Here is a 21,552-nt window from a genome sequence, read left to right as displayed (position 1 = left end):
CGGGGTGGGCCCCCGGGCGATCTCGGCCCGTAGACACCGGCCCATGGCCACTTCCCAGGTGCTGGCGCGGTCGAGCGGACCCGCCCCCGAGAGCCACGACGGGCACGGTCCCGTCGCCACGTCCACCCTCCCGCCCACCGGTCCCGCGCCGGCGGTCGACCGCAGGGAGGTCGCCCCCGCCGAGGCCGCCGGCCGCTACAGCCTGCTGCTGACCCGCGATCCCGACCACGTCCTCGCCGCGCAGCGGCTGCGCCACGCCGTGTTCGCCGGCGAGCAGGGAGCCCGCCCGTCGACCACCGACCCGGTGGCGGTCGCGGCCGCCGCGCAGGGCCGCGACGCCGACGCGTTCGACGAGCACTGCGACCACCTCGTGGTCCGCGAGGACGCCTCCGGCGCGATCGTCGGGACCTACCGGATGCTCACCCCCGAGGGCGCCCGGGCGGCCGGCGGCCTCTACTCGGACACCGAGTTCGACCTCTCCGCCCTCGACCCCCTGCGCCCCGAGATCGTCGAGGTCGGGCGCTCCTGCGTGCACCCCGACCACCGCCACGGCGTCGTGCTCGCGCTGGTCTGGGCCGGGATCGGGCGCTACATGATGCTCACCGGCCGCCGCTGGGTCGTCGGCTGCGCGAGCATCCCGCTGACCCCGCAGGCCGCCCTGCCCGGCGGGGTGTGGTCGATGGTCGCGTCGCGGCACCTGGCGCCGGCGTCGCGACGGGTGCGCCCGTGGTGCGAGGCCCCGGTCGGGCCGTACGACCCGGAGGCGCCCGGCGCCGGACGGGCCGCCCGCGCCGCGCTCCCGCCGCTGCTGCGCGGCTACCTGCGCCTCGGCGCCGAGATCGGCGGGCCGCCGGCGCTGGACCCGGACTTCGGGGTGGCCGACCTGTTCATCCTGCTCGACCAGCCCGCGATCGACCCGCGCTGGCGGCGCTTCCTGTTCGGGGAGGGCGGGTGACCAGTCCGTACGCGCCCACCTCGCCCTGCGACCCGGGCTGCCTGCCGGTCCCCGAGGCCCTGCGCGGCGGGCACCGCGCCCGTCGCCTCGCCCGGCTGACCGTGCGCTCCCTCGCGCTCGTCGTCGTGCTGCTCGCGGGCCTCGCCGTGGCCGTCGTGCTGCCCCTGCTCGGGCCGGCGGCGCGCGGGCGGGTGCAGACCCGCTGGACGGGTGCGGTGCTCGCCGCGTGCGGGGTCCGCGTGCGGCGTCGCGGCCCGGCCGCGCCGCCCGGGGCGCTCGTCGTCGCCAACCACGTCTCCTGGCTCGACGTCATGGCCCTGTACGCCGTGGCCCCGGTCCGGATGCTCGCCAAGCGCGAGGTCCGCCGCTGGCCGCTGCTCGGCGTCATGGCGGCGAGCGCCGGCACGGTCTTCCTCGACCGCGACCGGCTGCGGACCCTGCCCGACGCCGTCGCCGGCCTGGCCGCGGCCCTGCGCGCCGGTGCCACGATCGGCGTCTTCGTGGAGGGCACCACCCGCTGCGGCCGCGACCTCGGCCCGTTCCGCCCGGCCGCCTTCCAGGCCGCCCACGACGCCGGCGCGCCCGTGGTGCCGGTGGCGGTGCGGTACCGGCGCCGGGGCGAGGGGCCCGTCGACGCCACGGCCGCCTTCGTCGGCGACGACACGCTCGCGTCGTCGCTGCTGCGGGTCCTCGCCGCCCGCGACCTGGTCGTCGACGTCGACGTCCGCACGGCTCTCGACACCCGCGCGGTCCCGACCGGTCCCGCCCGCGCCGACGCCCGCCGCGCGCTCGCCCGGGCCTCGGCGGCGGCGATCGCCGCGGCCCTGCCCGCCGATGTCGGGGGCCATCCCGCCGCCGTGCGCCGGGCGGCGACCACCCCACCCACGTCGCCCGTCCTCCCGGAGCTCGAGCATGCCGCCTGACCCATCTGGCGAAGCCCCGCGCGAGGCCTCGCTGGCCGACCGGGCGGTGTTCGCCGCGCAGTTCGTCCGCGCCCCGCTCGCGACGGCGTCGGTGTGGCCGAGCAGCAGCGCGCTCGCCCGCGCGATGGCCGACGCGGCCCTGCGCGCCGCCCGCCCGGCGCCGGTCGTGGTCGAGCTCGGCGCGGGCAGCGGGGCTTTCACGGGCCTGCTCGCCCACCGCCTGGCGGGACGGGGACGCCAGCTCGCGGTGGAGATCAACCCGGTGCTCGCGCACCGCCTCGCCGAGCGCTTCGCCCACGTGGAGGTCGTGCCCGCCGACGTCGCAGAGCTGCCGGCCCTGCTCGCGCTGCGGGGCATCGCCGGGGCCGACGTGGTGGTCAGCGGCCTCGGCTGGTCGGCGACGCGTCCCGGCCGCGACGACTCGCTGGTGCCCGGCATCGCCCGCGCCCTGGCCGACGACGGCGTCCTCGTGCAGTTCGCCTACTGCGCGACGTCCTGGGCCGCGCCGGCACGTGCCCTGCGCGCCGAGCTCGGCGAGTGCTTCGACGAGGTGGAGACCTCGTCCGTGGTGTGGCGCAACCTGCCCCCGGCCGTCGTCCATCGGGCGTGCCGTCCGCGGCGGTGAGATCCCGGCGGTGAGATCCCGGCGGTGAGGCTGAGCTCCAGAGGGGCGCCAGAGGGTGACGGCACCGCTCGCCCGGAGGTCCCGGCGACCGACGCCTCGCGATCCGCCCAGGTCAGGGACGGGGCGCCCGTGAGGTTGGTGTACCGTCCCGCAACCATCGGCCCGGGCGACCGGTTCGCGGCGAGTCCGCGGCGTGGCGCGCGGTGCCGACCGACCGTCCGTGTGACCGTCGGTGCGACCGGTCCGACCGACGTCGCGGGTCCCCCGTGACGACACGCACCACAGAGAGGGGAGACACCGCGATGGCCCTCCCGACGTTGACCCCCGAGCAGCGCGAGGCCGCCCAGGCCAAGTCGCGCGAGGCCCGCCAGGCCCGCTCCGCCCTCCTCGCCGGCATCAAGAGCGGCGACGAGACGATCCCCGCGGTGCTCGACCGCGGCAAGAGCGACCCGATCGCCGGCAAGACCAAGGTCTCGCAGCTCGTGCGGGCGCTCCCGGGCTACGGCCCGGCCAAGGCCTCCGCCGTGCTCGAGCAGGCCGGCATCCCCGAGGACCGGCGCGTCGCCGGCCTCGGATCCCGTCAGCGTGAGGCGCTGGTCAGCGCGCTCGGCTAGAGCACGCGAGCCAGGCACGAACGACACCGGGGCGGCCGGTGGGCCGGGAATCCGGACCACCGACCGCCCCGGTCGTCTGTGTGGGGCCCGGTCGTCTGTGGGGGTCAGTACCCGCCGGAGGACGAGGTGTCGTCCTGCGACGCGGCACGATGACGCCCGCCGTCGCCGTCCTCCGAGGACCGCACCGCGGCGGACGCGGCGGCCTCGGCGACGTCCGGCGTGCGGATCTCGCCCGTCGTGGGCGTGCGGTCGGCCGCGAGCACGGCGCCGCCGCCGACCACCGCGACCCCGCCGCCCGCGAGGGCGCCGACGAGGGCCAGCGCGCCGGCGGTGCGGGTGGGCAGCGTGACGCGGCGACGACCGAGGTCGCGGCGACCCACGGCCTGCACCGGGTGCGACGGGGTGGGAGGTGCGAGGGCGCTCGGCACGGCCGCGGGGAACGCGGGGCGCGGCGTGCCGCCCGTCGTCGTTCCGGCGTCCGGGCGGCGGTCGGCCGCGGTGCGCGGCACGGCGACCGCGCCGGTGGCCGCGGGCGAGGAGCCCGCCGGCGGGAGCCCGGCCTGGCGCACGCTCGCGGCGGCCAGGGCGATGGCCGCGAGGTCGAGCGGCGAGGTGGGCGGGTCGGCGCGCGCCGGGTCCCGGGCAGGCTGCTCGATCCGCGTCTCTCCGGTACGGGCGCCGGAGCGCCGGTCGGAGCGCGAGCGCCCGGCCCGGGGCAGGGGCCCGGACGGGTGCTGCTCGCCGAAGCCCTGGCGGGGCACGAGGTCGAGGTCGGTCCGGACGGTAGGGGCCACCGGAGTAGGGGGAGGTGCCGCCGCTCGGGCGGTCGCCGCACGGTGTCGGGACATGCGCGTCTCCGTCGCGTCGCCGTTCGACCTGGTCAGGGGGGAGCGAACCAGGTGCCGTGTCGCCGGTGGGGAGTCCGACGCGACGGCGTTCCGGCCCGTCCACGCGTGGTTCGGGGGCCACGCTCGCCGGACGGGCCAGGGCGGGACGAGCGCGGGTCCGGCAGCTGCACGAGCATCCGGACAGCGCCCACACTAGGAGTCCGGGGAAGCCCCCCGACGCCGCCGGGCCACCCGTTCGAGGGGCGCGCGCAGGCCGCGTACTCCCTGTTCAGGAGCGCCGACCGACGGTCACGCCGACAGTGCGGCGAGGTCTCGGTCCGGTCACGAAGTGATACACATCACAGTCAAGTGCGGCCTTTTGGACGAGAACCCGTCGCGAAGGGTCGTCAGACGGGTGGTCACAGTGAGGATCGCATCGCCGCATGCCTCGACAGCGCCCGGACGAACCGGTTGCATCGGGAGCATCCCCCGACCGACGCGGGTCCGCGCCGGGGCCACCCGCCCCGCCAGGACGCCGCGGCGACCACGGCGGTCCCGGTTGCCCGCCGGGTCCGCGGAGAGGCGTCGATGAGCGACCGGGACTTCCCACTCCCCGATCATCACGATCCCCATCCCGAACGTCCCGGCTCCGCCGGCGAGCACGTGCTGCAGGACGCGATGGGCACCGGGACGCGTGCCGAGCGGTTCCTCTCCGACCAGATGAGCGACCGCCTCGTGCCCTCCATGCAGGAGTTCATCGCCCGCATGACGATGGCCTTCGTCGCGACGGCGGACGCCCACGGCGAGTGCGACTCGACGCTGCGCGCGGGCCCGCCCGGGTTCCTGCGGGTGCTCGACGACCGGCGCGTGGCGTGGCCGGAGTACCGCGGCAACGGCGTCATGGCGAGCCTCGGGAACATCACCGAGAACCCGCACGTCGGGCTCATGATGATCGACTTCACCGATGAGCTGATCGGGCTGCACGTCAACGGCGCGGCCCGGCTGGTGGAGGACGAGGAGCTGCGCCGCGAGCACCCCGACCTCCCGGTGGAGACCGTGCCCGGACGTCGCGCCAGCGTGTGGGTGGAGGTCACCGTCGGGGAGGCCTACATCCACTGCCGCAAGCACATCCCGCGGATGGTGCCGGTCGACGACCGGCGGGCCTGGGGCACCGACGACGTGCGCCGCAAGGGCGGCGACCACTTCGGCGTCGCCGCGGCACGGAAGGCTGCCGCGGCCTCCCAGGAGGAGATCGACGCGGCGCAGGCCGACCCCCGCGAGACGGTGCGCGCCGGGGCAGGGGCACCATCCGGGGAGTGATCTCCGATCGGCACGCCTGGAGCAGGCCCGAGCTCGAGACGGTCGTTCCCGGCGTCCACCGCCTGCCGTTGCCGTTGCCCACCGACGCGCTGCGGGCGGTCAACGTCTACCTCCTCGTCCCCGAGGGCGGCAGCGCCCGGGGGGACGACGCGGAGCTGACCCTCGTCGACGGCGGCTGGGCGATCGACGCCTCGCGCGACGTCCTCGGCCGCCTGCTCGGCGAGCTCGGCCTCGCGACGGGCGACGTGCGGCGGTTCCTCGTCACCCACGTGCACCGCGACCACTACAGCCAGGCCATCGCGCTGCGCCGCGAGCACGGTGCCCGCGTGGCGCTCGGCGCCGGGGAGCGCGACTCGCTGGAGGTCATCCACCACCGCGAGGACGGGCTGGACGCCCAGACCGCCGGGCTGGACCGGGCGGGGGCCCACGACCTCGCGGCCGAGGTCCGGAGGTGGGTCGCCGCGGCCGAGGCGCCGCCGGCCGAGGACTTCGCCGACCCCGACGAGTGGCTCGCCGACGGGCAGGAGCTGGCGGCCGGGGGTCGCTCCCTCGTCGTCCGCGAGACCCCGGGGCACACCCGCGGGCACGTGGTGTTCGTCGACGAGACCACGGCGGACGCGGGGATGCTCTTCGCCGGCGACCACGTCCTGCCGCACATCACGCCGTCGATCGGCTTCGAGCCCGCCGCGCGGCCGGGGGCACTCACCCGCTTCCTGACCTCGCTCGCGGCCCTGCGCGCCGAGCCGGACCGGCTGCTGCTGCCCGCCCACGGCCCGGTGGCGCCGAGCGTCCACCAGCGCGTCGACGAGCTGGTGGCCCACCACGACAAGCGCCTCGACGAGATCGCCGCGGCGGTCGTCGCCGGCGGGTCCACCGCCCTCGAGGTCACCGGCGCCATCCGCTGGACGCGCCGCGAGTACCACCTCGACGAGATGGAGACGTTCAACCGCATGCTCGCGGTGCTGGAGACCGACGCGCACCTCGAGGTCCTCGCCGCGCAGGGACGGGTGCACCGGGATGCCGACGCGGACACCAGCGTCAACCACCACGCACCGGCCTGACGGTCACCTCCCGGACAGGTCTCGACCGCCGATGTGGCGGCGCGGTGCCGGGGTGCGGCGCTACGGTGGATGGTCGTCCCGGCACAACGACGCCGGACCTCGGAGCTGGAGAAGGCCTGCGTGACCCGAACGTCCTCGTCCGCTGCCGACACCTCCCCTCGTGACACACACGACGGGACCGGCCCGGACGCCGATCCCGTCGCGCCTGATCCCGTCGCGGCGGAGCAGCCGTATGTCTCGATGCTCTACGGCAAGCTCGACGACCGCCGCGCCGAGACCGCCGGCCTGCTCGCGCGGGTGCTGCGCGACGAGACGACGGGCACGCCGCAGGCCGTCTCCGAGCGCGACGCGGCCGCGCAGATGTACTCCGAGCAGCTCGCGACGCTCTCCGCGGTCGAGAACGGGCTGTGCTTCGGGCGGCTCGACCTCGACCCGGACCGCCCGCCGCCCCCGCCCGCCGACGGCGTCGGCGACCCCGACGTCGAGGGCCTCGACCAGGACGTCCTCTACGTCGGGCGCCTCGGGCTGCTCGACGAGGACCACGACTACGAGCCGCTGCTGATCGACTGGCGTGCGCCCGCGGCCCGGCCGTACTACACGGCCACCGCCGCCTCGCCCGACGGCGTGCGACGTCGGCGCCACATCCGCTCGCGCAGCCGGCGCGTCACCGCGGTCGACGACGAGATCCTCGATCTGGAGGAGGCCGCCCGCGTCGGGGCCACCACCCAGCGCACCGGGCTGACCGGCGAGGCGGTGCTGCTCGCGGCGCTGTCGGCCGGGCGCACCGGGCGGATGGGCGACATCGTCGCGACGATCCAGGGCGAGCAGGACCGGGTCATCCGCTCCAGCGCCAACGGCGTCGTCGTGGTCGAGGGCGGCCCCGGCACCGGCAAGACGGCCGTCGCCCTGCACCGGGCGGCGTACCTGCTCTACACCCACCGCCGCCAGCTGGCCCGCCGCGGCGTGCTCGTGGTCGGGCCCAACCCGACGTTCCTGCGCTACATCGAGCAGGTCCTGCCCTCGCTCGGTGAGACCAGCGTGCTGCTCTCGACGGTCGGCGAGCTCTACCCCGGCCTCGCCGCCCGCCGCGCGGAGCCGGCCCGGGCGGCGGCGCTCAAGGGCCACGCCGACATGACCAAGGTGCTCTCCACCGCGGTGCGCGACCGCCAGGAGCTGCCGCGCCGGCCGATCCAGCTCGTCGTCGACGGCGAGCCCGTGGTGCTCGACCGCGACCTCGTCGCCCAGGCCCGCACCCGCGCCCGGCGCACCCGGCGCCCGCACAACGACGCGAAGCGGACGTTCATCCGGGAGATCACCGACCAGCTCGCCCGGCGCGAGGTCGACCGCGTAGGGCGTGACCTCGACGGCCGGTCGAACCTGCTCGACCGCGGCGACCTCGCCGACGTCCGCGCCGGACTGCGCGCCGACCCCGACCTGCGGGCCGCGCTCGACGGCCTGTGGCCCACGCTCAGCCCGCCGCAGCTGCTCGCCGACCTGTGGACCTCCCCCCAGCGCCTGCGCGCGGCCACACGCGGCTGGCGCGACGCCGACCGCGACCTGCTCGCCCGCGACGCGCCGCCGGCCGACCCCGTCGACGGCGCCTGGTGGAGCCCGGCCGACGCGGTGCTGCTCGACGAGGTCGCGGAGCTCCTCGGGGAGGACGACACCGCCGCCCGCGAGGCCGAGGAGCGCAAGCGGGAGGCCGACGAGGCCTACGCGGCCGGCGTCCTGGAGATCCTCGCGATGGAGGAGGACTGGGACCCCGAGCTGCTGCGTCCCACCGACGTCGTCGACGCCAGCGTGCTCGCCGACCGCACCCGCGAGGCCACCTACGCCTCGGCGGCCGAGCGCGCCGCCGACGACCGCACCTGGACGTTCGGCCACGTGATCGTCGACGAGGCCCAGGAGCTCTCGCCGATGGCGTGGCGGGTCCTGATGCGCCGCTGCCCCAGCCGGTCGATGACGCTGGTCGGCGACGTCGCGCAGACCGGGTCGCGGGCCGGGGCGTCGACGTGGGGCGAGGTGCTCTCGCCATACGTCGCGAAGCGCTGGCGCCGCGAGGTGCTCACCGTCAACTACCGCACGCCGGCCGAGATCATGGCGGTCGCCGCCGACGTGCTGGCCGCGATCGACCCCTCGGCCACCCCGCCGGAGTCGGTCCGCGAGTCGGGCGTGGCGCCCCGCGCGGTGGCCACCGACGAGGCCGGCCTGGTCGGCGCCACGGTCGCGCAGGCCCGGAAGGCCCGCGAGGCGGTGGTCGACGCCGAGGGGGCGGGCCGCGTCGCGGTGCTCGCGCCCGCCGGACGGGTGGACGCGCTGGCCGCCGCCCTCGGGGTGGACGCCGGGCCGACGGGGGCCGGTGACGCCGGGCGGGCGGGCGATCCGACGGTCGACCTCGCGGCCGAGGTCGTCGTCTCCGAGGTCGCCGACGCCAAGGGCCTCGAGTTCGACGCGGTCGTCCTCGTCGACCCGGCCGGCGTGACGGACGACTCCCCACGCGGCCTCAACGATCTGTACGTGGCCCTCACCCGGGCCACACGTTCCCTGGTCGTGGTGCATCCGGGCCCGTTGCCGACGGTGCTCGACCGCCTCGAGTGGGAGTGACGGCCCACCCGATCAGGTAACACCAGCCCCGTGGGGTTCGAAGGACCCAGGTGGGCCGGGCGCGGTCGTCGCCCCCGCGGTGTCGCCGAGGCGCGGCGGCACGCCGCGGGGCAACCCGCCGTTCGGGCGACGCGCCGCCCGGGAGGTCACGCAGACGAGGGACCCGGTCGTACGGGATGATCGAGGCCCAGAGGCGGCACATCGGGAGGCCGCGGACCGGGAGGGAGGGCCGGCAGTGAGCACCGATACCGGCCCGCCCGCGACGGTGGGCGGCCGCTACACGGTCGGCGACCTCATCGGCCGCGGCGGCGCCGCGGACGTGTTCCGGGCCCGCGACGAGCTCCTCGGCCGCGACGTGGCCATCAAGATGTTCAACGCCGCCGGCTCGGTCGTCGCGGAGAACGCCTCCCCGGGCGATCCCGCCGATCCCGCGGAGAAGATCGGCGACATCGAGGAGGGCCAGGAGGCCCGCCACCGGCGCGAGGTGCTCACCCTCGCCGGGCTCTCGCACCCCGGGCTCGTGACGGTCTACGACGTCGGCGACGAGGACGGCCGCGCGTACTTCGTCATGCAGCTCATCGAGGGCGACACGCTGGCGCAGCGGATCCGATCGGGACCGCTGCCGGTCGTCGACGTCGTCGCGCTGGGCGCCGCGCTCGCCGACTCGCTGGCCTACGTGCACCGGCGCGGGGTGGTGCACCGCGACGTCAAGCCCGGCAACGTGCTGCTCGACGCCGAGGGCCGCGCCCACCTCTCGGACTTCGGGATCGCCGCCGTCCACGACGCCGCGCCCGTCACCGCCGCCGGCATGGTCATCGGCACCGCCTCGTACCTGAGCCCCGAGCAGGTCCGCGGCGAGCCGATCGACGGCGCCGTCGACATCTACGCGCTGGGCCTGGTGCTCATCGAGTGCCTCACCGGGCGCCGCGAGTACCCGGGCAACGCCCTCGAGGCCGCCGTCGCCCGCCTGCACCGCCGTCCCGTGGTGCCGCCCGGTCTCCCGCCCGGCCTCGAGGTCCTGCTGACCGCGATGACCGCCGACGAGCCCGGCGACCGCCCGACCGCCGAGGAGACCGTCGCCGCCCTGCGCGGCGTGTCCCGCGAGGTCGGCATGGAGGCCGAGACGGTCCTGTCGCCGGTGCTCATGAGCGCCCCGACGGGCGTGGTGGGCACGCCGGCGATGGCCGTCGGACCCGCGACCGAGGCCCGCGCGCCCGAGCTCGAGGCCACCGGCGCCTCGCCGCTGGCCCGTCCCGGCCGCCGACGCCGCCGGGTGGCCGCCGTGATCGCGGCCGCGGCGGCGACGCTGCTCGTCGCCGGCTCCGCGGTCGCCTACGCCGTGCTCTCCGACGACCAGCCGCTCCCACCGGTGCCCTCGGCCACCCTGGCGCCGCCCCCGCCACCGCTGCCGGTGGTCCCGCAGGTCACGACGACCACGCAGGACGAGACCGAGGCGGCCACCGCGCCGCGCACCCGGACGACGACCACCACGCCGCGCCGGACGACGACCACCACCACGACCACGACGACCACCACGACGGCCGCGCGTCCACCGGTGATCGTCCCGCCGCCGGTGGTCGAGGAACCACCGGAGGTCACGACCACGACGACGACCCTGCAGCGCCGCCAGCCCTGACCGGCTGCTGACCGGCCTGGCTAGCCCCCGGCGGGCAGCGGGGTCAGCGCGTCGGTGATCGAGAGCACGGGGCCCACCGGCAGCAGGCCGACCACCGCGCCCGGCGCGGGTGGGAACGCCTCGCCGAGGCCCAGCGCGGCGGCGGTCTCCGGGTCGGGCACGGCCGAGATCGTCCCGGCCCCCGAGACGACCGTCGGGCTGCCCGGGGCGTCGGGACGGCCGGCGGGCACCGCCCGCACGGTGACCCCGCCGCCGGGGAGCGCCACGGCGTCGACCCGGTCGCCGGAGCCGTCGGCCTGGGCGAGGGTGGTCGGCGGCACCGCGGTGGCGGGCGGCTCGGTGCCGACCGTGAGCACCACGGCACCGGCGCCGTCGGCGCTCGCGCAGGTGGTGGGGGCCTCGGCCATCGGCACGGCGCGGGGCACCGGGTCGGGGTAGGCGCTCACCGCGATCCCGCGGGCGGTCGCGAGCGGGCGGAGCTGGCCGGGGGAGACGACGGGCACGGGCGCGGCCGCCCGCGCCGGGTCGGCGTCGGAGAGGCGCACGAGACGGGCGACGACCTCGGGCACCTCCTGCACGCCCTCGCGCTGCACGACGTACCAGCGGTCCTGGGTGCCGGGGCCGACGAGGCGGACGACGCCGCCCACCGGCTCGCCGACCAGGGGGCCGCCCGGCGGGACCCGGCCCCGACCCGCGATCACCGGCGCGACGATCGCCGGCCCCTCGGTGAGCGTGTTGAGCAGGCTGGTGCTCACCGGCCGGGGGAGCTGGCCCTCGAGGTCGAAGGCCACCACCACCGCCGGGTCGCGCAGGTCGAGGCGGGAGCGCACGCCGTCGTGCACCAGCCAGGTGCCGTCGAAGCGGTCGCGCAGCAGGAGGCCACGCCCGGGTCCCAGGGTCTGGCCCGGCGCCGTGGGGCCGGCCAGCACCGTCGTCCACACGCGCGGCTGCTCCCACGGGCGTACCGCGCCGGGCCGGGGGCTGCCGGTGTCGCACACCGACCAGACCGGCGGCACCGGCGCCCCGGCCGGCGGCAGCGGGGGCGCGTCGACGATGCCGACCCCGCGCTCGCGGGGGGCGGTGGCGAGGTCGGACTCCGCGACCTCGACCGGGTCCGGGTTCCCCGTGGGCCCGCCCGCCGCGGCGAGCCCGGCCAGCACGAGCCGCGCCGAGGCGAGGTTGGGCACGGGGACCAGCCGGTCGGGCCCGTGGACGACGACGTAGAGCGCCCCGGAACCCTCCGCCACGACGACACCGGCGGTGCGCCAGTCGGCGGGCCGGTCCAGGAGGCCCCACACCGCGGCCACCCCGAGCGCCAGCACGGCGATCAGCACCCCGGCGAGCGTCGCCCGGTGCTGCGCACGCAGCGGGTCGACGCCGGGCACGGCCTGGCGCCGGACCAGCGCGGACTGCAGCCGGCGCAGCCCGAAGCGGTAGGCGTGGACCTGGTCGGAGGTCGTCGTCGGCGGGGGCATCTCGCCGCGGATCGTGGCACGACCGGCGGCGCCGGGTGACCCCTTCGGCTCAGGCCGCCACGGCGGCGCGCGCGGGACGCGGGGAGATCCGCAGCGTGATCGTCGCGCGGACGACCTCGGTGCCGGCGACGTCGGTGAGCGTGACCTCGGCGTCGACGTCCTCGCGCGCGTCGGAGAACGCGGGCGGCGACGGGAAGGTGGCGACGGCGAGGAGGTCGGTCTCGGCCTTCGCGAGGTACTGGACGTTCATGCCGCGCGGGATCCAGCGGTGCGACGGCGGCACGGTCGCCTCGGCCAGCACGCCCATGGCGTACTCGGCGAGGTTGCAGGAGGCGATGGCGTGCACCGTGCCGAGGTGGTTGTGCACCAGCCACCAGTTGCGCAGCGACACCTCCGCGCGCCCCGGCTCGAGGCGCCGGATCACCGGCGCGGCGGTGAGGAAGTACGGCGCGCGGACCCAGACGGCCGCGCTGACCAGCAGGCGGCCCGGCCACGAGCCGGAGAATCGATGCCAGGCGCCCAGCACGCTCGGAGTGCTCACCGCGCGGATGTTACCCGGCGGTAGCACGCGCCGGGGGAGCCGATGGTGTCCGGACGATCATCGACGCACCGCTGAGTGGTGGATTGACGAACGGTCGTTCGGGGAAGGAACTGGGTGCGCGACCCTGCGCTCCCGCCGGGAGGACACGATGAGCACTCGTCCCGACAGCCCCTCATCGCCCCCGGCCGCCGGGATCGCCGAACGCCTCGCGGCGGTGCTCGGTGACCTGACGTTCCCCGCGCAGCGCTGGCAGGTGCTCACGGTCGGCGACCTCTACGGCGTCGACACCACCACGCGCAGCCTCCTCGAGCGCCTCCCGCAGCGCCGCTACCACTCGCTCCGCGACGTGGCGGCCGTCCTCGCCGCCGTGCTCTCCGGGCGCCCCGTGGGCGAGGTCGGCCAGTCCGGGCCACCCCCGACGCCCCGCGTCGCCCCGCGTCGCGTGCCGGCGGGGTCCCGGCCGCAGCACGTCGTCGGCCGCCGCCCCGTGCGCTCCACGCCGGTGGCCTGACGGGCGGTCAGCCGCCCGCCGAGGGCCCGTCCGACGAGGGTCGTGCGTTCAGCCCTGCTCCTCGAGGTCGAAGGCGTCGTCGCCCACCCAGACACGCAGACCCTCGCCGTCGTCGGTGATCGCGCCCTCCTCCTCCTCGGAGAGCTCGCGGGCCGCGCCGAGCGAGCGCTCGTCGTAGGCGACGGTGCCGTCCCCGACGTCGCGGGGCCGGTACTCCGAGGCGAGCACCGCCGTCCGGCTGCGGGTCGCGAGGAACGTCGCGTTCTCCTGGCCGACCTCGGCGATCCACCGCTGCTTGCGCACGCGTGAGGGTCTACTCGCCTGCGCCGCACGGCACAACGGCACACGTCGGAAAGCGGTGGACCTCGACCCCGGTGCACGCCCTACCGTCGCGGTGCCCGTCCCGATCAGGAGGTCCCGATGCGCGCGCTGCGCCCGTTGCGCCGCTCCGCCTACCGGCGTCTCGCCACGGCGCTCGCGCTCTCGGTGCTGGCCGAGGGGCTGTGGACGCTCGCCGTCGTCTGGCAGGTGGTCGAGCTCGGGGGCGGTCCCGTCGAGCTCTCGCTGGTGTCCGGCGCGCTCGCGCTGGGCGTGATCGTCATCGCGTTGCTCGGCGGTGTCCTCGCCGACCGCGTCCCGCAGAAGTGGATCCTCGTCGGCGTCCTGGCGATGCTCGCCATGTCGATCGGGTTGGTCGCCGGCCTCTCGGCGCTCGGCGCCCTGTCGGTGCCGCTGCTCGTGGCCGTCGCGGCGGTGATCGGACTGTCGATGGGCCTGTTCTTCCCCGCGTACTCGGCGCTCGTGCCGGCGATGGTCGACGCCGACGAGCTGCTCGCCGTCAACGGCTTCGAGGGCGTGGTGCGCCCGGTGCTGCTGCAGGGCGCGGGCCCCGCGCTCGCCGGTGTCCTCGTGGCCGTCTGGTCGCCGGCGGCGGCGCTCGGGGCCACGGCGGTCACGTGCGTGGCGGGGCTCGTCGCGGCCCTGGCGCTGCCCGCGCGGGCCCTGCGCCGCGACCTCACCGGGGAGAGCACGGGCCATCCGGTGCGGGCGGTCGTCCGCGACCTCGTCGAGGGCTTCCGCTACATGGTGGGGACGCGCTGGCTGCTCGTGACGCTGGTGTTCGCGTCGCTGATGATCCTCCTCGTCCTGGGGCCGCTCGAGGTGCTCGTCCCGTTCGCGATCATCGAGCGGGCCGGCGGCGGCCCCGGCGGGCACTCGCTCGTGCTGCTCGCGTTCGGCGCGGGCGGGGCGATCGCGTCGATCGTCGTCGCGTCGCTGCGCCTCCCGCGCCGCTACCTGACGGTGATGATCGTGCTGTGGTCGGTGGCCTGCGTGCCGATGGTCGTCTTCGGCGTCGCGACGACGCTCTGGCCGATGGTGGTCGCCGGGTTGGTGCTGGGCGGGCTGTTCAGCGCCCCGCAGGTGATCTGGGGGACGCTGCTGCAGCGCCGCGTCCCGCCGGCCCTGCTCGGGCGGGTGACGAGCCTCGACTTCTTCGTCTCGCTCGCCTTCATGCCCGTCTCGATGGCCCTCGCCGGCCCCGTCAGCGTGGTGGCCGGCCTGACGCCGGTGTTCCTGGTCGCGGGGCTGGTGCCGCTGCTGTTCGGGGCCGTGGCGCTCGTCGTCGGCCGGCTGGGGCCCGACGAGCTCGCCCACCCCCTCGACGCCGCGGACGAGGTCCCGACGCGGCCCTGAGACGCGTCACTGGCTGGTATCGCTCGCTGAGCGAGCGATACCAGCCGGTGATCACCGGTGCCGGGATCAGCTCGTCGGCTGCGTGAGGTCGTAGACGGTCGTGCCGCCGACGTCCGTCGCCGTGTAGTGCGCGGCGACCCACTCGCTGATCCGGGTGCCCACGCTGTCCTCGCCGCCCCCGGGGCCGCCGCCCTGCCCGCCCGAGGCGACGACGTAGTGCACATCCCCGGCGGCGACGTAGGCCTGGAACTGCGCGAGGCTCGGCGCGGCGTCGGAACCGGTGAACCCGCCGATGGCCATGACCGCCGTGCCGCTGGCGAGCTCGAGGCCCGACGCGCTCTGGGCGGAGACGGTGGCCGCCGCCCAGCGGCTGTCCGACGCGGTGAGCAGGGCCACCAGCTCGCTCGACGTCGCGGACACGCCGGGCCCGCCGCCGCCCGGAGGCGTCTGGCCGGCGGCCGGCCGGCCGCCTCCGGGACCACCCTGGACGCCCCTCGGACCGCCGCCCATCTCCGACCCCGTCGACGGACCCGCGCTGACGATCGAGCCCTGGTGCGCCGTCGCGGCCGTCTGCACCGCGTACGCGACCGAGCCGCCGGCGCCGGCCAGCAGGGCGCCGAGCAGCACGACCGGCAGCACCCGGCGTCCGGCGTCGGGTCCGAGGCGCTGCCACGTCGCGGCGGGCACCACCAGGGCCACCGCGGCGACGATCCCGGCGATCGCCACGACCCACCGCAGCCACGGCAGGAACTCGGGGGTACGCCGCAGGAGCACGACGCTCCAGCCCGCGGTCCCGGCGACCGTGAGCGCGAGGGTGACGTCGGCGACGAGGTGGCCGCGGCGCCGCCACACCTCGCGCCCGCCGACCACGAGCGTGCCCACCAGGCCCGGCGCCAGCGCGACCGCGTAGTACGGGTGGATCGTGCCGCTCATGTAGCTGAAGACGAGGCCGGTGACGATCATCCAGCCGCCCCAGAGCACGAGCGCGGCGCGGGTGCGGTCGGTGCGCGGCGCGCGGCGGGTCAGCCAGAGGCCCGCGACGAGGGCGACGAGCGCGGCGGGCAGCAGCCAACCGATCTGACCGCCGAAGGCGCTGTTGACCATCCGGCCGATGCCGGCCGTGCCGCCGAACCCGGTGCCGCCGCCACCGCCGCCGCCACCGCCGCCGTTGCCCTCACCGCCGAGGAGGCGGCCGAGGCCGTTGTAGCCGAGGACGAGGTCGAGCAGCGTGTTGTCGGTCGAGCCGCCGATGTAGGGACGCGAATCGGACGGCCAGAGGTCGACGAGCAGGACGTACCAGGCCACCGAGGCGACGAGCGCCGCCGCGCCGGCGGCGAGCTGGACCACGCGACGGCGCAGCGGGGCCGCCGGGGCGAGCAGGAGCACCGCCGCGAGCGCGGGCAGCACGAGGAACGCCTGCAGCATCTTGGTGAGGAAGCCGAGCCCGATCAGGGCGCCCGCGAGGGCGGTCCACCAGACGCCGGCGCGGGTCGCGGCGGCGTCGACCGCGCGCACCACCGCGTAGGCCGCCGCCACCAGGCAGAGCACCAGCAGGGCGTCCGGGTTGTTGAAGCGGAACATCAGCACGGCGACCGGCGTCAGGGCCAGCGCGGCCCCGGCGAGCAGCCCGGCGCCCGGCCCGGACCAGCGCCGCACGGTCGCGTACAGCAGCCCCACCGCGGCGACGCCCATGAGCGCCTGCGGTGCGAGCATCGACCAGGCGTTGAACCCGAAGATCCGCCCCGACAGGCCCATGACCCACAGCGCCGCGGGCGGCTTGTCGACGGTGATGAAGTTCGAGGAGTCCATCGACCCGAACAGCCAGGCCTTCCACGACTGCGTCCCCGCCTGCACCGCGGCGGCGTAGTAGGTGTTCGCGTAGCCCGAGGCGCCGAGGCCCCACAGGTAGAGCACCGCGGTCCCGATCAGCAGCGCGCACAGCGCCGGAGGCACCCACCGGGGGTCGGTGACACGCCCGCCCCAGAGGGTGGTGCGCCGGGCGTGGCGACCCGCCCGGGTGAAGGATGCGTGAGCGGGGGCTCCTCGGGGCACGCGCAACGCGGTCGTCAGACCGTCTCGGACCGTCATGGGAGCGACTCTGCGTCCCCGTCATGGCGGTCCCGTGGGGCGAGCGTGTGCGCCGGCTGTGAACGGGCCGGCCGAATCTCACGCGGGCCGCACGCGCTGCTCCAACGAGTGGCGATCTCTGAGATGCCCTGCACTGAGAGGTGACGCCGGGACGAGAAGGGGGAACGCTGTTCCTGTGGTCGGCCCCTTCCTGCGCTCGCGGCGCGTGCGATTCTTCGCGCGTCTCGCCCTGGGCGTCCTGTCGGTGGCCGTCCTCCTCGCTTCCGCCTTCGGGTGGGCACAGCTGCGCGCACTGGATCGATCCACGCCCTCCGCGGCCGTCATCGACACGCCCGAGCCCGCGGCGACGGGCGAGCAGAACATCCTGCTCGTCGGTCTCGACACCCGCACCGACGCGCAGGGCAACCAGCTGCCCGGCGACATCCTGGCCGCGCTCAACGCCGGCGCGAGCGATGCCGGCGGCGGGACGGCCGACTCGCTGACCGTCGTGCACGTGCCCGCCGGCGGTGGCCGCGCCACCGCGATCTCGGTGCCGCGCGACTCCTACGTCGACCTGGGACAGGGCCTCGGTCGCCACAAGATCAATTCGGCGTGGTCGCGGGCCGCGGCGCAGGCGACCGACGCGATGATCGGATCGGGGCCGACCGGCAGCACGAGCCTGTTCGCCGCCGAGGCCGCCGCGCCGCTCTCGCCGAACGACCCCGCGGTGGTGCGCGCCGCGTCCGCCGCCGGCGCGCGCGCCACGATCGGGGCCGTCCAGCAGCTGACGGGGCTGCCGATCTCGCACTTCGCCGCGGTCAACCTCGCGGGCTTCGCCGACATCAGCACCGCGATCGGCGGCGTGCCGGTGTGCCTGCGCGCGCCGGCCCGGGACTCGTACACCGGTCTGTCGCTGCCGGCCGGCCCGCAGGAGGTCGGGGGCTCGCAGGCGCTCGCGTTCGTCCGCCAGCGCCACGGCCTGCCGAACGGCGATCTCGACCGCATCGCGCGCCAGCAGGTGTTCCTCGCGGGCGCCACCGAGACGCTGCTCTCGACCAACACCCTCGCCGACCCCTTCGCCCTCGCGCGGATCTCCGAGGCGGTCTCGCGCTCGGTCACGCTCGACGCCGGGTGGGACGTGCTCGGCTTCGCCCGCCAGATGCAGGGCCTCTCCGCCGGCGCGGTCACGTTCCGCACGATCCCCACCGGCTCCGCGGAGCTCAGCACGTCGTCGGACGGCACGGCCGTGGAGGTCGATCCGGACGAGGTCCGTGCCTTCGTCGGCATCGCCATCGCCGCCGACGCCGGCAACCCGGCGGCCCAGGCCGCGCTCGCACCCCCGGTCCCCGCCGGCGTCTCCGACGCCTCGGTGAGCGCGGGGCTCGACCGGCTCGCCTCGGAGGACGACGCGTCGTCCTCGGACGACGAGCAGTCGGGGTCCTCGGACGACTCCGAGAGCTCCGAGGACTCGAGCAGCAGCTCGGCGCGTCCGGCCATGCCGGTGTCGCCCACTCCGCCGATCACCGCCGCGGCGCCCGGCTGCATCAACTGACACGCCCGTCCACGGCTCGCCCGGATGAGCGAAGGGCGCCTTCGCTGCGTCGGTAGCAGCGAAGGCGCCCTTCGTCCTGTAGCGGTCGGGTCGAGGTGGCGGGTCAGCTCGCGCGCTCGGAGCCGAGCGTCACGGGCACCGGGCGGGGCTCGCCGCCGGGGGAGGTGACCCTCAGAGTCACCTGGGCGCCCGGCTGCTGCGAGCGGATCGCCGCGACGAGGCTGTCGGCGTCGGGGATGACGCGGTCGTCGAGCCGGGTCACGACGTCGCCCTGCGTCAGGCCGGCGGCCGCGGCGGGCCCGCCCGGGGTGATCTGGCCGAGCACGGCGCCGTCGGCACCCTCGGAGACGCCGACGCCGAGCACGGCGCGGTTCGCGAAGCCCTGCGACACCAGCTCGTTGCCGATGCGCGCGGCCTGGTCGACGGGGATGGCGAAGCCGAGGCCGATCGAGCCGGACTGGCCGCCCTGGGACTGGCCCAGCGACGCGATCGCGGACGTGATGCCGACGACGCGGCCCTGCATGTCGACGAGCGCACCGCCGGAGTTGCCGGGGTTGATCGCGGCGTCGGTCTGGATCGCATCGAGGACGGTGGCCTGGCCGCTCTGCGCGCCGCCGCTGGCGACGGGGCGCTGGAGGGCGCTGACGATGCCGGTGGTCACGGTGCCGGACAGCCCGAGCGGGGATCCGACGGCGACGACCTCCTGCCCGACGCGCAGCTGCGACGAGTCGCCGAGCGTGGCCGGGGTCAGACCGGAGACGCCCTGGGCGCGCACGACGGCGAGGTCGGCGCTCGGGTCGGTGCCCACCACCTGCACGGGCGCGCGGTTGCCGTTCTGGAACACCGCGCTGAGGCCCTGGGGCGCGCCGGTGGCGCCGCCGGCCTCGGGGGTGCCGCCGCCGAGCGGTGACTGCTGCTGGGCGGCCTGCCCGGCCTCGAGGACGTGGGCGTTGGTGAGGATCAGGCCGTCGGCGGAGATGACGACGCCCGAGCCCTCGCCCGACGGGCCCTCGAGCTGGACGACGCTGGGCAGGACGGTGTCGGCGACCTGCTCCACCGAGCCGGCCGGGGCCGGCGACGACGGTGCGGTGCCGGAGCCCGACGGCGCCGACGAGAGCACGGAGCTCGTGCCGTCGTTCGACGACGCGGCCTCGTAGCCGACCGCGCCCCCGACGCCACCGGCCACGAGCATCGCCGCCAGAGCACCCGCGACGAGGGCGACCGGACGCCGGCGTCGCGGCGGACCGGGCGGGGGCATCGACGGGCCGGGCGTCGTGGGCGGGGGTCCGGGCGGGCCGGCCGGGACGTCGTGACGGGACCAGGGGTCGCCGGGCTGACCGGGGTAGCCGGGCCGGCCGCCGGCCGGGAGCCCGGAACCGGGCGGCGCGGTCGGGTAGCCGCCGGGTCGCTCCCCGGCGGGGCCCGGGGGCAGTGTGCCGGTGCCGGGGCCGCCCGCAGGGCGTGCCGACGGGTCGGTGGGGGAGGAGGGGCTCGTGTCGCTCACGTGCTCCAGGGTCGGTCCGCGTCCTGTGCCCACCCTGCGCCTGACCTGCGGACTTGCTGAGAGAAGGCCGCGAGGAGGGGGTGAACGGGACGGTCGGGAGCGAAGCGGACGGGGTCAGCGCACCACGCGGTACCAGTGCTCGGTCTCGCCCGGGAGGCGCTCGAGGCGTACCTGCATCCCGCCCGGGCGCCGGAACATCGGGGTGCCGTCGCCGAGGAGCACGGGTGCGAAGAACATCAGCACCTCGTCCAGCAGCCCGGCGTCGAGGCACTGGGCGGCGACGTCCGCGCCGAGGATGTTGACGTCGCGGTCGGCGGCGAGGGCCTTCGCCCGCTCGACGGCCGTGGGCAGGTCGGTGGCGAACTCGACGCCTTCAGGGGAGCACGCCGAGAGGGGGTCCTCCGGAGGCCGGTGGGTGAGCACGACGACGGGGCCGTCGTACTGCCCGCCGAACGCGCCCTCGGCGTCGGTGCCCGCGTTCGGGTCGTCGCCGGCGAAGGTGACGCGCCCGACGAGGATGGCGCCCGTGCGGGCGAGCACGCGGTCGGCAGTCGGGTCCTCGCCGCCGCTGTGCTCGGTCAGCCAGGACATGTCACCGCCCGGGCCGGCGATGAAGCCGTCGAGCGAGGCGGTCGCCGAGTAGATCAACTTGGCCATCGAGGGGTCCTCCGTCAGCGTCGGGGGTGGGCGGGCAGGGCGTCGACGAGCTGGTCCCAGGAGGCCGCGGGTGGCAGCTGGTGCCCCATGTCCGCGATCTCCAGCAGGCGGGCCCCGGGGATCGCCGCGGCGAGGGCGCGCCCGTGCGCGGGCGGGAACAGCGGGTCGGCGCCGCCGTGCACCACCAGGGTCGGCAGCCCGTCCAGCGCGCTCAACGCGGTGGGACCCGTCGTCCCGGACGCGGCGGCGATGAACGGGTTGGTGGTGCTCGCGGCGAGGTCCCGGCTGCGGCCGACCACCCGCTCGGCGATCGCGCGCACGCGGGTCTCCTCGAAGACCCCCGCGCCGGCGAACGCCCGCTCGCCCTCGACGAGGGCGTCGACGGCGGCGTCGTGGTCGCTCCAGTCGGGAGCGGGACCCTCGTCGGCGAACAGGGCCGCGATCGCCGGCGACGGCCCGGGCAGGTCGCCGACGGACGGGTCGATCGCCGTGGTCGCGAGCAGGGTCAGCGCGCCGACGCGCCCGGGGTGGGCGAGGGCCAGGCACTGCGCGACACCGGCGCCCGCGGAGAGGCCGACGACGTGGGCGCGGTCCACGCCGAGGGCGTCGAGCACGGCGAGCGCGTCGCTGACCAGGTCCGTCCCGGTGTAGCCCGGCGCGCCCGCGGGCCACGACGTCGAGGCGCCGGTGTCGCGCGCGTCGTAGCGGATCACGCGCCACCCGCGGGCGACGAGGCGGGCGCACAGGTCGTCGTCCCACCAGTCCCGCGACCAGCCCGCGCCGCCGATCAGCAGCATCGCCGGGGCGTCGGCGTCGCCGAGCACTTCCGCGTCGAGCTGCACGTCCTCGTCGACGTCGATGAGCACGGCGTCGCTCCTCCCGGTTGCGAAGTGCAACCAGTACTGAATCGGACATCGCGACCGGTCGTCAAGTGCGACCGGTTGCTCGCGCACAGCTCGCACGCACAGCCCGGGCACAGCGTCGG

At 76.6% G+C, this 21,552-nt stretch carries 19 protein-coding genes; 11 read left to right on the top strand and 8 right to left on the bottom strand.

Going from position 1 to position 21,552, the window contains the following annotated elements; translation table 11 throughout:
• Positions 1 to 43 precede the first annotated feature (43 nt).
• The 4 genes from OG774_RS17285 to mihF all read left to right on the top strand — a co-directional run bounded on the left by OG774_RS17285 (position 44) and on the right by mihF (position 3,117).
• Positions 44 to 955 (top strand): GNAT family N-acetyltransferase, encoded by a 912-nt coding sequence (locus tag OG774_RS17285; protein ID WP_328302640.1) that lies wholly within the window; start codon positions 44 to 46, stop codon positions 953 to 955.
• Positions 952 to 1,878 carry a lysophospholipid acyltransferase family protein gene (locus OG774_RS17280; protein WP_328302638.1) on the top strand — a complete coding sequence of 309 codons (927 nt, stop codon included), beginning with the start codon at positions 952 to 954 and terminating at the stop codon, positions 1,876 to 1,878. Before OG774_RS17285 ends, OG774_RS17280 begins: the two co-directional genes overlap by 4 nt.
• Positions 1,868 to 2,503, top strand: a complete 636-nt coding sequence (locus OG774_RS17275; RefSeq protein WP_328302636.1) for a class I SAM-dependent methyltransferase — start codon at positions 1,868 to 1,870, stop codon at positions 2,501 to 2,503. Before OG774_RS17280 ends, OG774_RS17275 begins: the two co-directional genes overlap by 11 nt.
• A 302-nt stretch (positions 2,504 to 2,805) precedes the next feature.
• Complete coding sequence (gene mihF / locus OG774_RS17270) at positions 2,806 to 3,117, top strand: integration host factor, actinobacterial type (protein WP_274188370.1); 312 nt, start codon at positions 2,806 to 2,808, stop codon at positions 3,115 to 3,117.
• Between the two features lie 104 nt (positions 3,118 to 3,221).
• Here mihF and OG774_RS17265 read toward each other — a convergent pair whose 3' ends face one another.
• A complete protein-coding gene (locus OG774_RS17265; RefSeq protein ID WP_328302631.1) occupies positions 3,222 to 3,911 on the bottom strand; it encodes a hypothetical protein in 690 nt (229 codons plus the stop codon).
• A gap of 621 nt (positions 3,912 to 4,532) precedes the next feature.
• Here OG774_RS17265 and OG774_RS17260 point away from each other — a divergent pair.
• From OG774_RS17260 to OG774_RS17245, 4 genes are all read left to right on the top strand, one after another.
• Positions 4,533 to 5,264 (top strand): pyridoxamine 5'-phosphate oxidase family protein, encoded by a 732-nt coding sequence (locus OG774_RS17260; RefSeq protein WP_328302629.1) that lies wholly within the window; start codon positions 4,533 to 4,535, stop codon positions 5,262 to 5,264.
• Positions 5,261 to 6,325 (top strand): MBL fold metallo-hydrolase, encoded by a 1,065-nt coding sequence (locus OG774_RS17255; protein WP_328302627.1) that lies wholly within the window; start codon positions 5,261 to 5,263, stop codon positions 6,323 to 6,325. Before OG774_RS17260 ends, OG774_RS17255 begins: the two co-directional genes overlap by 4 nt.
• A gap of 69 nt (positions 6,326 to 6,394) precedes the next feature.
• Positions 6,395 to 8,929 (top strand): HelD family protein, encoded by a 2,535-nt coding sequence (locus OG774_RS17250; protein ID WP_442873884.1) that lies wholly within the window; start codon positions 6,395 to 6,397, stop codon positions 8,927 to 8,929.
• Between the two features lie 235 nt (positions 8,930 to 9,164).
• Positions 9,165 to 10,565 (top strand): serine/threonine-protein kinase, encoded by a 1,401-nt coding sequence (locus tag OG774_RS17245; RefSeq protein ID WP_328302624.1) that lies wholly within the window; start codon positions 9,165 to 9,167, stop codon positions 10,563 to 10,565.
• A 20-nt stretch (positions 10,566 to 10,585) separates the two neighbouring features.
• Here the strand turns inward: OG774_RS17245 and eccB are convergent, their stop codons facing one another.
• Positions 10,586 to 12,040, bottom strand: coding sequence for a type VII secretion protein EccB (gene eccB / locus OG774_RS17240; RefSeq protein ID WP_328302623.1), 1,455 nt, complete (start codon positions 12,038 to 12,040; stop codon positions 10,586 to 10,588).
• 49 nt (positions 12,041 to 12,089) lie between these two features.
• Complete coding sequence (locus OG774_RS17235; protein WP_328302622.1) at positions 12,090 to 12,581, bottom strand: hotdog fold domain-containing protein; 492 nt, start codon at positions 12,579 to 12,581, stop codon at positions 12,090 to 12,092.
• 148 nt (positions 12,582 to 12,729) lie between these two features.
• On the opposite strand from OG774_RS17235, the gene OG774_RS17230 reads away from it, so the two are divergent.
• On the top strand, positions 12,730 to 13,092 hold the full coding sequence (locus OG774_RS17230) for a DUF2795 domain-containing protein (protein WP_328302620.1): 363 nt from the start codon (positions 12,730 to 12,732) through the stop codon (positions 13,090 to 13,092).
• A gap of 48 nt (positions 13,093 to 13,140) precedes the next feature.
• Here the strand turns inward: OG774_RS17230 and OG774_RS17225 are convergent, their stop codons facing one another.
• Positions 13,141 to 13,395 (bottom strand): hypothetical protein, encoded by a 255-nt coding sequence (locus OG774_RS17225; protein WP_328302618.1) that lies wholly within the window; start codon positions 13,393 to 13,395, stop codon positions 13,141 to 13,143.
• Between the two features lie 117 nt (positions 13,396 to 13,512).
• Here OG774_RS17225 and OG774_RS17220 point away from each other — a divergent pair, with 117 nt between their 5' ends.
• Positions 13,513 to 14,787 (top strand): MFS transporter, encoded by a 1,275-nt coding sequence (locus OG774_RS17220; protein ID WP_328302616.1) that lies wholly within the window; start codon positions 13,513 to 13,515, stop codon positions 14,785 to 14,787.
• 66 nt (positions 14,788 to 14,853) lie between these two features.
• Here OG774_RS17220 and OG774_RS17215 read toward each other — a convergent pair whose 3' ends face one another.
• On the bottom strand, positions 14,854 to 16,875 hold the full coding sequence (locus OG774_RS17215) for an ArnT family glycosyltransferase (protein ID WP_328302614.1): 2,022 nt from the start codon (positions 16,873 to 16,875) through the stop codon (positions 14,854 to 14,856).
• Between the two features lie 205 nt (positions 16,876 to 17,080).
• Between OG774_RS17215 and OG774_RS17210 the strand changes: the two genes are divergently transcribed.
• Positions 17,081 to 18,406, top strand: coding sequence for an LCP family protein (locus OG774_RS17210; RefSeq protein ID WP_328302612.1), 1,326 nt, complete (start codon positions 17,081 to 17,083; stop codon positions 18,404 to 18,406).
• Between the two features lie 103 nt (positions 18,407 to 18,509).
• On the opposite strand, the gene OG774_RS17205 is transcribed toward OG774_RS17210, so the two are convergent.
• From OG774_RS17205 to OG774_RS17195, 3 genes are all read right to left on the bottom strand, one after another.
• On the bottom strand, positions 18,510 to 19,910 hold the full coding sequence (locus tag OG774_RS17205) for a S1C family serine protease (protein WP_328302610.1): 1,401 nt from the start codon (positions 19,908 to 19,910) through the stop codon (positions 18,510 to 18,512).
• A gap of 114 nt (positions 19,911 to 20,024) precedes the next feature.
• A complete protein-coding gene (locus tag OG774_RS17200; RefSeq protein ID WP_328302608.1) occupies positions 20,025 to 20,567 on the bottom strand; it encodes a dihydrofolate reductase family protein in 543 nt (180 codons plus the stop codon).
• 14 nt (positions 20,568 to 20,581) lie between these two features.
• The gene (locus OG774_RS17195; RefSeq protein ID WP_328302606.1) at positions 20,582 to 21,433 is read right to left on the bottom strand and encodes an alpha/beta fold hydrolase; all 852 of its coding nucleotides are present in this window, start codon (positions 21,431 to 21,433) and stop codon (positions 20,582 to 20,584) included.
• Between the last annotated feature and the right edge of the window lie 119 nt (positions 21,434 to 21,552).

It is taken from the genome of Actinomycetospora sp. NBC_00405, assembly GCF_036044095.1.
Classification (GTDB): domain Bacteria; phylum Actinomycetota; class Actinomycetes; order Mycobacteriales; family Pseudonocardiaceae; genus Actinomycetospora; species Actinomycetospora callitridis.
The sequence above is the reverse complement of the archived record's forward strand: the minus strand, read 5'-3'. Positions and strand labels throughout refer to the sequence as shown.